The organism is Zoogloea sp. (genome assembly GCF_044344315.1).
GTDB lineage: Bacteria > Pseudomonadota > Gammaproteobacteria > Burkholderiales > Rhodocyclaceae > Zoogloea.
The window spans coordinates 20,971-35,942 of record NZ_JBIJDC010000025.1; the positions used below are offsets into that span (position 1 = coordinate 20,971).

General features: G+C 68.5%; 8 protein-coding genes. 2 read left to right on the top strand and 6 right to left on the bottom strand.

Annotation, left to right across the window (positions count from 1 at the left end; all coding sequences use genetic code 11):
- Positions 1-285 precede the first annotated feature (285 nt).
- Together ACIQ09_RS07780 and ACIQ09_RS07785 are read left to right on the top strand one after the other, a co-directional pair.
- Positions 286-438, top strand: a complete 153-nt coding sequence (locus ACIQ09_RS07780) for a DUF3309 family protein (protein ID WP_398307938.1) — start codon at positions 286-288, stop codon at positions 436-438.
- Between the two features lie 30 nt (positions 439-468).
- Entirely contained in the window at positions 469-642 is a 174-nt protein-coding gene (locus tag ACIQ09_RS07785) for a DUF1328 domain-containing protein (protein ID WP_398307894.1), read from the top strand.
- Between the two features lie 21 nt (positions 643-663).
- Here ACIQ09_RS07785 and ACIQ09_RS07790 read toward each other — a convergent pair whose 3' ends face one another.
- The 6 genes from ACIQ09_RS07790 to ACIQ09_RS07815 all read right to left on the bottom strand — a co-directional run bounded on the left by ACIQ09_RS07790 (position 664) and on the right by ACIQ09_RS07815 (position 14,801).
- Positions 664-2,082, bottom strand: a complete 1,419-nt coding sequence (locus tag ACIQ09_RS07790; protein ID WP_398307896.1) for a dihydrolipoyl dehydrogenase — start codon at positions 2,080-2,082, stop codon at positions 664-666.
- A gap of 92 nt (positions 2,083-2,174) precedes the next feature.
- Positions 2,175-2,738, bottom strand: coding sequence for a YSC84-related protein (locus tag ACIQ09_RS07795; RefSeq protein ID WP_398307898.1), 564 nt, complete (start codon positions 2,736-2,738; stop codon positions 2,175-2,177).
- 175 nt (positions 2,739-2,913) lie between these two features.
- Positions 2,914-3,234, bottom strand: coding sequence for a chaperone modulator CbpM (locus ACIQ09_RS07800; RefSeq protein WP_398307900.1), 321 nt, complete (start codon positions 3,232-3,234; stop codon positions 2,914-2,916).
- Between the two features lie 3 nt (positions 3,235-3,237).
- Positions 3,238-4,164: a DnaJ C-terminal domain-containing protein gene (locus ACIQ09_RS07805; protein WP_398307902.1), complete on the bottom strand. Its 927-nt coding sequence runs from the start codon at positions 4,162-4,164 to the stop codon at positions 3,238-3,240.
- Positions 4,165-4,189: 25 nt separating this feature from the next.
- Positions 4,190-5,923, bottom strand: coding sequence for an ABC transporter ATP-binding protein/permease (locus ACIQ09_RS07810; protein WP_398307904.1), 1,734 nt, complete (start codon positions 5,921-5,923; stop codon positions 4,190-4,192).
- Positions 5,924-5,963: 40 nt separating this feature from the next.
- Entirely contained in the window at positions 5,964-14,801 is an 8,838-nt protein-coding gene (locus ACIQ09_RS07815; RefSeq protein WP_398307906.1) for a GH36-type glycosyl hydrolase domain-containing protein, read from the bottom strand.
- Positions 14,802-14,972 lie beyond the last annotated feature (171 nt).

The following is a 14,972-nucleotide window of genomic DNA, read 5'->3' on the forward strand; positions in this document are numbered from 1 at the left end:
CTTGATCTTGAGTTGAGTTCATTTTGATTCCTTTTGGTATGCAGTAGAGGCGTGCGCCGGCCGGAGTCGACGCGCTTTTCTTCGCCGGGAACGTTGGGCCTGCGGGGCATTTCGCCTGCCGCAGGCGCTGCGGCTCCATCGGTTCGGATGCATTCAGGCTAGGAGGGGGTGAGCCGGGCGTCTGTCTGTTCACGTACATACCGGCCATGTTCGATGGCGCACAGACCTGGCTGCTGGCCTGCGTAGCATCAAGTCCACCCCTCATTCAAGGAGTCACTCATGTCCATCGGAACCATTTTGCTGATCGTGCTGATCCTGTTACTGATCGGCGCCTTCCCGAGCTGGCCCCACAGTCGCAGCTGGGGCTATGGCCCCAGCGGCGGCATCGGCCTCGTGGTGGTGATCCTCATCGTCCTCGTCCTGCTCGGCAGGATCTGAGGCACAGCTCATCCACTGAAAGGAACTGTCATGCTGCACTACGCTGGCGTATTTCTGGTCATCGCCCTGATCGCCGCGCTCTTCGGCTTTACCGGCATCGCTGCCGGTGCGGTCAATATTGCGCAGATCCTGTTCTTCATCTTCCTGCTGCTGTTCGTGGTGTCCTTCATCACCGGCCTGGTGCGCCGCGGACGCGGCACCTAGGCACCCAGGCACCTGAGCACCTCAGGTGCCGTGGCCCTGAATGCGCCGAAGCAGGTCGCGCAGGGCCGTGCGCACCCCCTCCTCGATCACCGGGTGGTAGAAGGGCATCTCGAGCATCTCGGCCACCGTCATGCCCTTCTGCAGGGCCCAGGCCAGCAGGTGCGCCAGGTGTTCGCCCTCGGGCGCGATCATCTCGGCACCCAGGAAGCGCCCGCTGATGGGGTCTCCGTACACCCGCAGCAGCCCCGTGTTGCGACGCAGGATGCGGGCGCGCCCCTGATCTTCGAACCCCGCCTGTCCCGTCACGAAGTTGCCTCGTACCTGCTTGCGAAAGCCACCGCCCACCACGGCCATCTGCGGGTCGGTGAATGCGATGCTGAGAGCGGCGCGCCGCCGTTCCGGCTGGACCGGCTTGCCCTGGGCGTGGCGGGCGGCATTGGTGCCGGCGATACGCCCCTCATCCACCGCCTCGTGAAGCAGCGGAATGAAGTTGCTGGCATCGCCGGCCAGGAACACCGGACTCGCCCCCTCAGTGCTGACTGTTCGCGTTGTGGACGGGTCAAAGGCGGGCACCCCCTTGCCATCCAGGCTCAGCGAGGTCCTGTCCAGGCCGATGTCCTGCATGTCCGGAGCCCGGCCGGTCGCCGCCAGCAGGTAGTCGAAGTGCTCCTCGCGCAAGCTGCCTTCCGGTCCGCCCAGGCGGACGATCACCCCGCCACCGTCCCGTTCAGGTTTCGACATGCGTGCCGCCACTTCCAGCCTGAACTCCGAGCCGAAAATCGCCAGCGCGTTGTCGCGCACGACCGGATCCGAAATGGGCCCGACCCGACCGCCCCGCCCGAGCACGGAGATCCGCACCCCCAGCCGATGCAGGGCCTGCCCCAGTTCGAGGCCGATGATCCCCGGCCCCACCACCGCCACCGAGGCCGGCAGATCGTCCCAGTTGAACACGTCATCGTTGATCACCAGACGCTCGCCCAGGTTGCTGAAATCCCGCAGTCCGGTTGCCCGGGCGCCGGTGGCCATGACGATGCTGCGCGCCACCACCCGGGTATGGTCGTCCACCTCCAGGGTGCGGTCGTCCACAAAGCGCGCCCTGCCACGCAGGCGTTCTGACTCGGGCATGGCCTTAACGCCGCTCAGCACAAAGCCCACAAAGCGGTCCCGCTCGCGGCGCACCCGCTCCATCACCTTGCGCCCGTCAATGGCCACCGGCCCGGTGCCCACTCCGAAGCCCGATGCCCGGGCCACCGCGTGGGCGGCATCAGCCGCGGCAATCAGGAGTTTGCTCGGCATACAGCCCACCCGGGCGCAGGTGGTGCCGTATTCGCCATCCTCGATGCTCACCACGCTGGCACCCATGGTGCGCGCAGCCCGATAGGCCGCCAGCCCCGCTGTTCCGGCACCCATGATCGCCACATCCACCTGCATCGTCTTCATTGAATACCTCGCTGCGCACGTAAAAAAGGCGGCAGCCCTCCCACCCTGCGGTCAGGGCCGACGGACTGCCGCGCTCGGTGTTCTGCGCCCGATCAGCGCTTGATGCGGGAGATCTTGGTGCCTTCGATGCTCAGGCTGGCCATCAGGCCTTGCTGGTCGAAGATGAAGGCGTAGGCGTCGTTCTTGAGGGTGGACGAGGACAGGTTCTTGGCGATGCCCTCATTGACCACCACCACGGTCGGCCCCACCCCGATTTCCCAGCCCTTGGTGGTGTTGAGGTACTTCACGGCCTTCTCACTCATCAGGAAGACCACATAGCCGTAGGACTCGGCGCCCGCCTGCCAGCCCCAGGAGGCCGACACGGAGTTGTAGTAGTCAGTGGTCTTGCCGTCCCGGGTCAGCACGCCTTCACCATAGCTGCCACCAAACACCAGGCCGGCCTTGACGATCTTCGGAAAGATCAGGATGGCGCGGGCCTTCTTCGACAGGCTTTCGGCTACCGTATTGGACTTGTAGAGGGACTGCAGGGCCTGGGCCGCGTCCTTGTCGAGATCCTCGGCGCTGGCCGCAACGGCCTGACCGCTGAGGGTGCCCAGGGCCAGGGTGGCAGCCGTGACAAGCATGAGCTTGTGAAAAGTGCGTCGTGCGTGGGTCATTTTCTGTTCCTTCACAGGGCCCTGGCGTCGGGATCGGCGCCAGCAGGCAGATCGAAAGCGCTACCCGACCGGGGAAATCCGCCATCGGGCAGGGCGAGGTTTCATGCTGCTCCCGATGCCCCGCGCATTCCGTTCGCTAACGAACACAGGCGCAATGCGGGCGGGCCTCGGCGGCTTAGCGCGCGCCCAGGGCACGCAGGCGTTCCCGTGCCGCTTCCAGCTCGTCCATCAGTTCCAGGGCCAGCGCCGCTCCGGCCAGGTTGAGCCCCAGGTCCCGCTGAAGGCGCAGGGCCACGCTGGTGCGGCGCAGGTGTACGCCGGTGAAGCGCCAGCGGTGGGGGTCTCGCCCCTGCGGCGCCAGCACGCCCTCCTCCACCAGCGCCACGATGAAGTCGGCACGCACCGCACAGGCGCGGCACAGCTCGACGAGGGTCAGTCCGGTCTGCTCTTCAAGAATGGTGGCAATCGCCTGGGGAAGATGACTGGGGGTGCTCATGGTTCAGGCTCCGGTGCGGGGGGAAAAGGACTTGAACTGCTCGGCCATGCCGGCATAGAAGGCACGGCCCGCATCGTCATCAGCGGGTGGTAAGGCAATCTGCAGCACCACATAGAAATCGCCCGGCGAGGGACCCGGAATGCCGCGCCCCTTGAGGCGCAACTTGCGCCCGGCCAGGGCGCCGGGGGGTACCTTCAGATCCACCGCGCCGTCCGGTGTCGTCACCTCCACCGTCGCGCCCAGGGCGGCCTCCCAGGGGGCCACGGGGACGTCGAGATACACATCACGCTGCTCGACCCGGTAGTGGGGATGGGGCCGGAAGGCGACCTCCAGGTAAAGATCACCGGCGGGCCCCTGCCCCATGCCCGGCGCGCCCTGCCCGGCCAGGCGGATGTGCTGCCCGGCGCGCACGCCGCGGGGAATGCTCACCTGCAGGGTGTGGCGGCGCATATGCACGCGGCCCTTGTCGTCCAGCTCCGGCGTCTGCAGGCTGATGCCCCGGGTGGTGCCCTTGTAGGCGTCCTCCAGGTCGATCTCGACGCGGGCGTGATGGTCCTGACCGCGGGCGTGGAAGCCCCCGCCACGGGTGTTATCGTCCCGGGCCCGGCCATACAGGGACTCGAAGAAGTCGCTGAAGTCGCCCTCGCCACCGCCGGCCCCGTCGGAAAACTCGAAGCCGCCGCCGGGGGGCGGACGAAAGTCCTGGCCGGCCTTCCAGCCGCTACCCAGCTGGTCATAGGCGGCGCGCTTCTCCAGATCCTTCAGCACCGCATAGGCCTCGCCAAGCTCCTTGAAGCGGCTTTCAGCGTCGGTGGCCTTGCTCACGTCCGGGTGATACTTGCGGGCCAGGGTGCGGTAGGCGCGCTTGATGTCGGCCTGGCTGGCGTCCCGGGACACGCCCATGATTTTGTAGTAGTCCTTGAATTCCATCGTCGTAGGCCGCCCTCTGTGGAGTTCAAGCCTCGCGCACCGCACCCGGTGCGTCTGTACGCCATCGCACACTGTCTGGCGCTGCCTGCCGGGTCAGCGCCCAACGCCCCGCCTCGCCAAGGGTGAGCACCTGGCTGTGATAGCGCGCGAGGGTGGTGCGATGGGCGACGCTGATCAGGGTGATGCCGGCCGCCACGAGCTGGAGGTAGAGGTGATCCTCGTTGGCGGCATCCAGGGCGCTGCTGGCCTCGTCGAGGAGCGCGAAACGGGGCCCGGCGATCAGAACACGGGCGAAGGCCACCCGCTGCTGCTCGCCCACCGACAGCACGCGGCCCCAGTCGCGCAGCGCATCCAGCCCCCCAAAGCGCGCCGCCACATCGGGCAGGCAGACCCGGCGCAGCACTTCAAGCAAGGCTTCGTCAGACATCTTGTGCGCCTGACGCGGATAGAGCAGTTGGCTGCGCAGGCTGCCCGACAGCATGTAGGGGCGCTGGGGCAGGAACATCAACTCACCCTCCGGTGGCAGCGCAATGCGGCCGCTGCCGCTGCGCCACAGGCCGGCAATGGCCCGCAGCAGCGAGCTCTTGCCGCAACCGCTGGGGCCAACAATCATCAGGCTGTCACCGGTGGCGATGACCAGGCTGAGATCCCGGACCAGCATCCGTTCCCGCTTCGGGGTCCAGAGGGTCAAGCCCTGAATGCTTATCTGCACATCCGGTGCGCGGCGAATGCATTCCGTGGCCGGGGGCGCATCCGGGCCTTCCATGGCGTGGGCAAAACTGTCCAGCCGATGAATCCCGGCGACGAATTTGCTGAAGCTCTCGAAGTTGTCCACGATGACCGTCAGGGCCGCCAGGATGGCGGCGAAGGCGCCCGCGGCCTGAATCGCCCGGCCCACCTCCAGCTCGCCTGAAAGAACCCGGCCGGCGATGATGGCGCTGGGCAGGATGACGGTCATGAAGCTGAAGGCGTACTGGAAGAGGCTCAGCCTTAGTTGAACCCGGATCAGCCGGATGAAGTTGTCGAAGGCCGCCGCGAAGTGCCCCTCGATCTGGCGCGCCTCCTGGGCCTCGCCCCGGTAGAAGGCGATGGCCTCGGCGTTCTCCCGCACGCGCACCAGGCTGAAGCGGAAGTCGGCCTCGCGGCGCAGCTGATAGAAGTTCAGCCCCACCAGCACCTTGCCGAACAGCACGATGGTCACCCAGGTACCCACCGTCGCGTAAATGAGCAGAAACAGCACCAGCTCCCGGGAGATCGCCCACAGCACCCCGGAAAAAGCGATCAGCTGGAGCACGGCGCCGCTCAGCACGAGCATGAACTGCAGGGAGCGCTGGGTGAAGGTGTTGATGTCGTCGGCGATGCGCTGGTCGGGGTTGTCGATGCCGCTGTCGGCGTCGATCCTGAAATAGGCGCCGTGGTCCAGGTAGGCGGCCAGATAGCGGTGGGTCAGCCAGCGGCGCCAATGCACCCCCAGGGTGTCGCGAACGTAGTAATAGAAGGCGTGGGCCGGCACGGCGAACAGCAGGATCAGCAGGCAGAAGCGAATGGAGCGCCAGAAACGCTCACCATCCCGCGCTGCCAGCGCCGAGGTGAACTCGCCTGTTTGCTCATTGAGCAGCACGGCAAACAAGGCCTGGGCCAGCAGCAACCCGCCGAGCAAAACTAGCAGCAGGCGGGCCCTGCGCCTCTCGTCACTGCGCCAGTAAGGGGCCGCCATGGCCAGGACCTGCTGCAGGAGCTTGCTGTCGAGGTGGATCATGGGCGGCTCGGTGGGAAGGCGCTTGTCGGTGTCTGGCCGGTCAAGCTCCGTTCAACCTCACCTCAACCCGATGGGCGAGGCCGTCATCCACCAGGGGAATCGCCCCGTCCTGCCGGGGCTGGCCATCGACGACCAGCTGCGGCAGACCGGCCGGATGCCCCGGGTCGGCCGCCGTACGACTGACGACCAGGGTGTACTGGGTGTCGCCATGGCGATAGCGCAGGGTGCACCCCGGCCAGGCGGCCGGCAGCCGCGGTGACAGGTGCAGCCACGCGCCCTCGCGGCGCAGACCGAGCAGGGATTCGACGATCAGCCGGTACATCCAGCCCGCCGCGCCGGTGTGCCAGCTCCAGCCGCCGCGCCCCACGTGGGGCGCCACCGCATACACGTCGGCGGCGACCACATAGGGTTCGAGCTTGTAGAGGGCCACCTCCGCGGCACTGCGGGCATGATTGATCGGGTTGATCAGGGCCAGCAATGCCCAGGCCCGTTCGGCCTCGCCCAGCTCGGCGTAGGCCATGGCCGCCCACACCGCAGCGTGGGTGTATTGCCCGCCGTTCTCGCGCACGCCGGGCAGATAACCGCGGATGTAGCCCGGTGTCGGGTCGGCGCTGTCGAAGGGCGGATCGAGCAGCTGTATCAGCCCGTCGGCAGGGCGCAGCAGGTGGCGCTCCACCGCGTCCATGGCCCGGCGGGCGCGGGCCGGGTCGGCCGCGCCGGACAACACCGCCCAGCTCTGGGACACTGAATCGATGCGGCATTCGCGGCTGCTGGCGGCGCCCAGTGGCGTACCGTCGTCAAAGTAGGCGCGGCGATACCACTCTCCGCCCTCGCCCCCTCCCTCGCCGCTCCCCCCATCCCAGCCGTGCAGTTCCAGGGCGGCGCGCAGGCGCACGCCCTCCTCCCGGCACTGGGCGGCAAAGGGCGCGTCGCCCCGGGCCTCGGCCAGGGGGCCGAAGCGGGCCAGCACCGCATAGAGGAAGAAGCCCAGCCACACACTCTCGCCGCGCCCCTCGATGCCGACCCGGTTCATGCCATCGTTCCAGTCGCCCGAGCCCATCAGTGGCAGGCCGCGGGCGCCGAAGCGCAGGCCGTGCTGCACGGCCAGAACGCAGTGCTGGTAGAGGGTGGCTGATACCTCCGAGGTGGCCGGCTGATCGTAATAGGCGTCGTCTCCGGGATTCACCGGGCGCCCCTCCAGGAAGGGCCGAGCCTCGTCGAGCACGGCGCTGTCGCCGCTGACCTCCACATAGCGGCACACCGCCATGGGCAACCACAGGTAGTCGTCGGAGCAGCGCGTGCGCACGCCGCGGCCCGAGGGCGGGTGCCACCAGTGCTGCACGTCTCCCTCGCGGAACTGCCGGGAGGCGCTGAGCAGCAGGTGCGCCCGTACCAGGCCCGGTTCGGCATGGACCAGCGCCATGCTGTCCTGCAGCTGGTCGCGATAGCCAAAGGCGCCCCCCGACTGGTAATAGCCGCTGCGCGCCCACAGGCGGCAGGCCAGGGCCTGGTAGATCAGCCAGCCGTTGGTCAGCATGTTCACGGCCGGGTCCGGGGTGTCCACCTGCACGGCGCCGAGGGTGTGCTGCCAGCCGAGGCGGACTTCTGCGAGGGCCTGGTGGGCAGCGGCGATGCCCCGGAAGCGTGCCACCAGGTGGTCGGCCTCATCGGCGTCGCGCCCCACGCCCAGGCGGAACACCCGCTCTCGGGTGTGGCCGGCCTCAAGGGTGATGCTGATCTGGAGGGCCCCGCAGGGGTCGAGGCCGCCACCGACCCGGCCGGACAGCCCGCTGCGAGCCAGGGCTGCCGGTGCGGCCAGGCTGCCATTGCGGCCGACGAACTCGCCACGGTCCGCGGTAAGCCCCCGGGCCGTGTCGTCCGCGTCGAGAAAGGCCACCCGCTCGGCAAACTCGGCGTTGTAGGGGTTGCGGGCATACAGGGCACCGCTGCGCGGGGCAATCTCGGTGCTCACATGCATGGCCGAACGCCCCCCCAGATCGCCCAGCACCCACTGCACATAGGCCGTGGCGCTCAGGCGACGGGGGCGACCGGAGTCGTTGCGAAGCTTGAGCAGCGAGAACTTCACCGCCGCATCCCGGGCCACGAAGACGGTCAGCTCGGAATGAATGCCATCCACCCGGGTTTCGAAAACGCTGTAGCCGAAGCCGTGGCGAACGGTGTAGGTGGCCTCGGCCCGGGCAGGCAGTGGCGTGGGCGACCAGACCTGGCCGCTGTCCTCGTCGCGCAGGTACAGAGCCTCGCCGCTGCAGTCGCTCAGGGGGTCGTTGTACCAAGGGCTGAGGCGGAACTCGTGGGCGTTCTCGCTCCAGGTGTAGGCACTGCCGCATTCGGAGATCACGGTGCCGAAATGCGCGTTGGCCAGCACGTTGGCCCACGGGGCCGGCGTGGTCTGCCCCGGGTTCAGGGTGATGAGATATTCCTGCCCGTCGGGGGTGAAGCCGCCCAGTCCGTTGGGCAGCACCAGTCCTTCGGGCTGGCGCATCGTGGCCGGATCCAGCGGGCCCGGCGGGCGCACCGCCACCACGGGCATGTGGGGGGGCAGGCGCGGGGCAAGCAGGCGGCGGTCGTCGAGCTGCTCGGCCAGGCTGCCCCGGCAATCGGTGATCACCGCCCGGGCCACGGCCTGGAAGACCAGCCTGTCCTCGGCGGAGATGTGCTCGGCCGAGCGCACGAAGATCCCTCCGGGGCGGTCGATCAGGCTGGCACTGGTTCCCGAGGCCACCAGGCCGACGATCTCGTCCTGCAGACGCTGGCGATAGCCGGCGTGGTCCTCGTTCCAGATCACCAGGTCCACCGCCAGGCCCTTGAGGCGCCAGTAGGCGTGGGCCTGCACCAGCTGGCGCACCAGCTTGATGCTGGCGGCGTCACCGATCTGCAGCAGCACGATGGGCAGATCGCCGGAGATGGCGTAGCCCCACAGGCCTGACTGGCCGCGGCGGTTGCGCAGCAGCAGGGCCGGGTCGGCGCGCAGGGCGCCGTCGGCGTACAGCACCGGCCCGGCAAGCCGGGCGTAGAGCTGGGCGTCGGCTTCCACGGCGTTGAGCTGCAGCAACTCCACCTGGCTGTGGGTCCACGCCAGGTCGAAGACCCGGTCGGCCAGATGGCGGTCGCGGTGCTTGCCCACCAGAGCCACCGCAGCGGCCCGGCTGTCGGCCATGCCGGTGACGATATCCACCGTCACCGTCTGCTCGGGCGCCAGGACGATGCGCTGGCGGATGGCCACGATGGGGTCGAGCACCGGCCCGGCGTGGCCGCCCAGCGGGCCGGGGACATCCAGGGCCAGGGGGGCTGCGGCGCTGCGGGTACGCCCGATGAAGGCGGCCCGGTCGGTTTCCCACGACACGGCATCGGCATCGGCGCCATGCACCGCCATCAGGTGCAGCATCCACGGGGTCGCCTCCTCGGGCGAGCGCGGCCGGCGCATGCACAGGATGGCGTGCTGGTCGGGCAATATCTCGGTCTGCACAAACAGCTTGGCGAAGGCCGGGTGCTGGGCGTCGGCGGCGGACGGGGAGATCACCACTTCGGCGTAGCTGGTGATCTCCACCTCCCGCGGGTACGGGGTGTGGTTGGTGAGGCGTACTCGGCGCAGTTCGATGTCGTCCTCGGGAGACACGACGATCTCGGTGTAGGTCTCGATCTCGCCGCCGTCCACGCCGTCGCGACGCCGGAACTCGACGCGTCCTTCGGAAAAGATGGCCTCGTAGCACAGCGGTTCGCGTCGGGTTGGCTGGTAGGCCGTGGACCAGAACACCTCGCTTTTCACATCCTGGATGTAGCAGAAGCTGCCCCAGTCGTCGCAGGTTCGGTCTTCGCGCCAGCGGGTCACCGCCAGGTCGTGCCAGTGGCTGTAGCCCCCCCCGGCATTGGTGAGCATCACGTGGTAGCGGCCGTTGGAGAGGAGCTGAACCTCGGGAACCGGGGTGTCCGCCGTCTCGAAGCGCCGCAGCGGTGGCTCAAGGGGCGCCGAACGTGAATGCAGGCCCGACAGCTCGGCAGCATGGGAAAACACCCCGGATACCTTGGGAATGCGTTCCTGGAGGAGTGGCATCACCGCCTGGAAGAGGCGGTCCGACTCGAAGCGCCGCTGCATCGGGCGGTCGCACAGGGTCCAGGCCAGGGCCAGCAGACTCATGCCCTGGTGGTGGGCCATGAAGGCCCGCACCAGAGCCCGGGGCTGGCCCCGGCGCTGCCGGGCGGGGGTGTAGTCGATGGCCTCAAAGAAGCCGAAGCGGCCGACGACCCCCTCCCCGGCCAGGCGCTGCAGGTTGGCGCAGGCTGCCTCCGGGGCCACCATCAGGGCCATCACCGAGGCGTAGGGTGCCACCACCAGGTCATCACCAAGGCCGCGTTTGAGACCCAGCCCCGGCACGCCGAAAGCCCGGTACTGGTAGTTGAGCTGGGCATCCACGGTGTTGTAGGCCGATTCGGACATGCCCCAGGGCACGCCACGCTGGTGCCCGTATTCGATCTGGCGGGCCACGGCGGCCCGGGCCGTCTGATCGAGCAGCGTTTGGGCGTAGGTGGGCATCACGAGTTGGGGCATCAGGTACTCGAACATGGAGCCGCTCCACGACAGGAGGACCGGCTCGCCGGCTGCCTGGGTGAGCAGACGGCCGAGGGCAAACCAGCTTTCCTTGGGCAGGGCCCCCTGGGCAATGCCGACGAAGCAGGCCAGGCGTGCCTCGGAGGCGAGCAGGTCGTAGCAGCTGGCGTCCATGCGCCGTTCGGTGACGTTGAAGCCAATGGTCAGCAGGTGGCGCGATGCGTCGAAGAGAAAGTCGTAGTCCATGCAGGCCAGTTCGGCGGCACGCTTGGCCAGCGCGTCGATTTGATCGATGCGCGCCCGGGCCCGTGCGCTGCCCTCGCCGACGGCACGCAAGAGGTCGGTGAGCCACGTCCGGCGGGCCAGCACGTTCTCGTGATCGAGGCGCGCGTGGATGAGGGGGGCCAGCCGGATGTCGAGGCGCGCCAGCTCGCGCAGGCTGGGCAGGCCTGCAGTGGCGGCAATGCTGTCCAGCAGCGCATCCAGGCGCCGCGGTGGGCTGGGCAGGCACAGCCAGGGTGCGAGAGCATCAAGCTCGTCGCGGGCGTCGCGCACCTGGCGCAGCAGGGCCTGGGCCCAGCGTCCCGCCTCCTTATCGGCGCTATTGGCGGTGACCGACTCCTGCTGGATGGCGGTCTGCACCAGGAGGCTGGTGGCGCAGCCCTCCAGGCCGTCAAGAATGGCGCGTACCGCCGGCAAGGTCGTGGGCGGCGCCTGGGAGGCTGTCGCCAATGCCTTCCAGCACGCCAGCATGCGGCTGTCGGCCGACGGGCCGACGGCATCGGCAAGGATGCGCACCGTATCGGCCAGCCCGTCAAACAGGCGCAGGGGCACGATGGCGTCATCAGGCAGCCCGAGCAGACCACCGCGCAGGGTCAGCAGGTGGCCGGCCAGGTTGCCGCTATCCACCGTGGACACATAGAGCGGCGCCATCGGCTGCAGGCTACGGGTGTCGTACCAGTTGTAGAAATGCCCCCGGTAGCGGGCCAGCCCGTACATGGTTTCCAGGCTGCGGGTGCAGCGCTCAAGCAGTGGGCCGGCCAGCAGGTAGCCGAAGTCGTAGGCGGCCAGATTGGCCAGCAGGGACAGGCCCATGTTGGTGGGCGAGGTGCGATGGGCCACGGTGGCGCCACGGTATTCCTGGTAGTTGTCGGGGGGCAGCCAGTTGTCGGCGGGGCAGACAAAGGTGTCGAAGTAGGACCAGGTACGCCGCGCCACGCTGCGCAGGAAGTTCACCTGGGCATCGTTCAGGGACGCCCGCCGCTCCACCAGGGGCAGGCTGATCCACCAGGCCAGAGCTGGCGAAACCAGCCACAAGAGGAGAATGGGCACCGCCGCCAGCAGGCTGTGCGGTGCGCCGATAGCCAACCCGGCAATGCCTGCCAGGGCTACCACCGGTCCGGCCGGCATGCGCCGGAAGGCGGCCACCAGGCTGTCCCGGTCCGCTGCCGCGAGGGTCTTCTCGACTTCGCTGGACGGGCACCATTCGAGCAGGCGTCGATGACTCACGCCCATGCGCCACAGGGTTCGCCCTATGGCATCCAGGCTGTAAAAGGCTTCATAGGGCAGGCATGCGAACTCGAAGGCGAGCTGGGCCGCACGGCGTGCAAGCCCCTGCCCGAGGGCCGTGAGATGAGCGCCGAAGCGGATCTCCTCGGCTTTGTGCAACAGCGACACCAGACTCGCCAGCAGGGTGGGCAGGACCACGGTCAGCAGCAACGCCAGCGTCCAGGGCCCGGCCGGGTCGAGCAGCGCCCAACCCAGGGCCAGGGACAGAACCAGCGCGGCCCCTACCAGGCTGCGTCGCAGGTTGTCGAAGAGCTTCCACTGGGAAAGGGTCGAGAGGGGGTTGGCCTGACGGTGGACCTTGCCCTTGGCCGAACCGGCCAGGCAACTGCACGGTACCTGGCGCAGCAACCAGCCGGCCAACTGCCAGTCACCCCGAATCCAGCGGTAGCGGCGCGTGGCGTCGGCGCTGTAGCGGGACGGGTAGTCCTCGAACAGCAGCGCGTCACTGAGCAGCCCGGCACGGGCGTAGCAGCCCTCCAGCAGATCGTGGCTGAGCACCCGGTTGTCGGGCAGACGGCCGCCCAGAGCACGTTCGAAGGCATCCACGTCGTAGATGCCCTTGCCAATGAAGGAGCCCTCACCGAATACGTCCTGATAGACGTCGGACACCGCCCGGGTGTAAGGGTCGATGCCTGCCTCGCCGCTGTACAGGCGGGCGTGGCGGGAGCGGCTGGCCGCCGGCAGGCTGATGCCCACCCGCGGTTGCAGCACGCCGTAGCCGGCCACCACGCGCCCGGCGCCCTCGTCGTACTCCGGGCGATTGAGGGGGTGGGCCATGGCGCCGGCAAACTGGCGGGCCGCATCGCGGGGCAACTGGGTGTCGGTGTCCAGCGTGATCACGTAGCGCACGCCGGCGAGCACTGAAGTGTCGCCGACGATCAAGGCAAAGCCGGCGCCTTCGCTGCCTCGCAACAAGGCGTTGAGATCGGCCAGTTTGCCACGCTTGCGCTCGCTGCCCATCCAGCTGCGCTCCAACTCGTTCCACTGGCGGGCCCGGTGGAACAGGAAGAAGCGGTCCCGCCCTGCCGGGGCGTAGGTGGCGTTGAGCGCCTCGATGCCGGCACGGGCGCGGGCCACCAAGGCCCCGTCGCCGGGCAGGGTTTCGCTGCTTGCGTCGAGAAAGTCGGTGAGCAGGCCCAGGTGCACGCAGTCGTCCCGGTTGGCCAGGAAGCGGATCTCCAGGGCTTCGAGGAGGCTATCCACCCCCGCCGCGGTGCCGAGCATGGTGGGCACCACCACCAGGGTGCGTGACGCCGGCGGGATGCCCTCGGAAAAATCCATCCGTGGCAGCGGGCGCGGGGCTACGGTCAGGGTGACCAGCCAATTGACCAGGCTGACCGCCATCTGGCTGCTCACCAGCACAGCGGGCAGGCCGAACAGCAGGAGCAGCAGCGATCCCTGCCCGGTCAGCCCGGCATCCAGGGCAAAGGTCAGCAGGCCAGCGGTGGCGGCCGCGGTGATCAGGGCAATGGCGCCCAGGTAAAGGGGCAGCGGCATGCGCTCCGCGGCGCGTCCCATCCGCTGCCACCAGCCGATACGTACGCCGGACGCCGCCTCAAGCGTGCCACGGCCCGCATCGACAAGATGGAAGCCCACGTGCCCGGCCCGACTGTCCGGGGCCGCGGCGCGGGCCCGGTCCACCGCCTGGCGGGCGACCTCGCCCTCGCTCAGGCACCCCTGGCGGGCAATCTCTTCGGTGGCATGGCGATAGCGATCGCGGGTGGCAAAGTCCATGCGGCCGTACACGCCGCCCGGGTCACCGCGCAGGGTCTGCTCCACCAGGCTCAGGCTCTCCACGAAATCCTGCCAGTCCATGGCGCCGAGCACCCGCAAGCTGCCGATGCTGTTGCCGATGGAGACCTGGTCGGCGGCCTGGCGCTGGTTTTCGGCCTGTACCAGGCTGGCGGTGGTGAGGCCCGACTGGGCCAGACGCTGCTCGACCCAGTTCAGGGCCAGGGCCAGCGCAGGCCCCCTGCCCTGCAGGCGACGCGCCAGTTCAGCCACGAAGGCTCCGACCATTGGCGGCTCGGAGCGCACCATGTCGGCCACCACCAGGATCAGATGCTCCGGAGCCGTCTCAGCGGCCCGACTCAACTGGTCAGCCCAGGAGCCGGCCAGCTCCCGCTCCACCCAGCCGGCGGCGATGCGCACGCACACGCGCCGGAGGTTTTCGATGAGGGCCAGACGCAGCATGATGGGGATGGCCCACAACTCCCCCAACCTCAGGGGCGTCAGCGTCTGATACGCCGCCACAAAGCGGGCAAGGCCCTCGGCGTCCAGCCGGCCATCTCCGTGGGCGATGATTTCAAGGGCAATGTCGTAAACCCGGGGGCGCCCGGCTGCCGCCCCGTCGAGGCTCGGCAGCTCGCGGCTGTAGCCCTCCGGCAGCAGGCGGCGGGCCATGCGGATCTGTTCCTCGATCAGATAGAAGTTGTCGAGCAGCCATTCGCCGGCCGGCGAGATGCGCCGTCCCTCGGCAACCGCGTCGGTGAGCAGGCGACACACACTGAACAGCGTCCGTTCGTTGTCGGTGAGGCGGGCCAGGAGGCGATCGGGCAGACGCACCTCGGCCAGATGGTGGATGCCTGCCAAAGTGCGTCCATGCAGGGCCATCTGGTCGGCGCTGAACAGTTCGGCACGCAGAGGGGCTTCATCTTCCGTAAAGGAAGGAGGCATTCCGGCAACCTGCAGTCGTGCCATCAGACGGCCGTGACGGTCACTCAGGGCGCTCAGGATCGACATGGGGTGCGGTAGCCGAAAGGCCGCAGAAAGGGGAACTGAATCAGACCTGCCATGGGTGCGTGCCTTCCACAGGTTCGCCATGCAACGGCTGACGATGAACCGGGACGCTCGCCTGCAATGGCCCGTAGTAGCGGCACGCCGGAGATCGACGAGGCGATCCGGATGCGCGCG

What these genes read in the sequence shown, in the direction of transcription:
- ACIQ09_RS07785 (WP_398307894.1), top strand. Translation starts at nt 469, where the DNA reads ATGCTGCACTACGCTGGCGTATTTCTGGTCATCGCCCTGATCGCCGCG.
- ACIQ09_RS07790 (WP_398307896.1), bottom strand. Translation starts at nt 2,082, where the DNA reads ATGAAGACGATGCAGGTGGATGTGGCGATCATGGGTGCCGGAACAGCG.
- ACIQ09_RS07795 (WP_398307898.1), bottom strand. Translation starts at nt 2,738, where the DNA reads ATGACCCACGCACGACGCACTTTTCACAAGCTCATGCTTGTCACGGCT.
- ACIQ09_RS07800 (WP_398307900.1), bottom strand. Translation starts at nt 3,234, where the DNA reads ATGAGCACCCCCAGTCATCTTCCCCAGGCGATTGCCACCATTCTTGAA.
- ACIQ09_RS07805 (WP_398307902.1), bottom strand. Translation starts at nt 4,164, where the DNA reads ATGGAATTCAAGGACTACTACAAAATCATGGGCGTGTCCCGGGACGCC.
- ACIQ09_RS07810 (WP_398307904.1), bottom strand. Translation starts at nt 5,923, where the DNA reads ATGATCCACCTCGACAGCAAGCTCCTGCAGCAGGTCCTGGCCATGGCG.
- ACIQ09_RS07815 (WP_398307906.1), bottom strand. Translation starts at nt 14,801, where the DNA reads ATGTCGATCCTGAGCGCCCTGAGTGACCGTCACGGCCGTCTGATGGCA.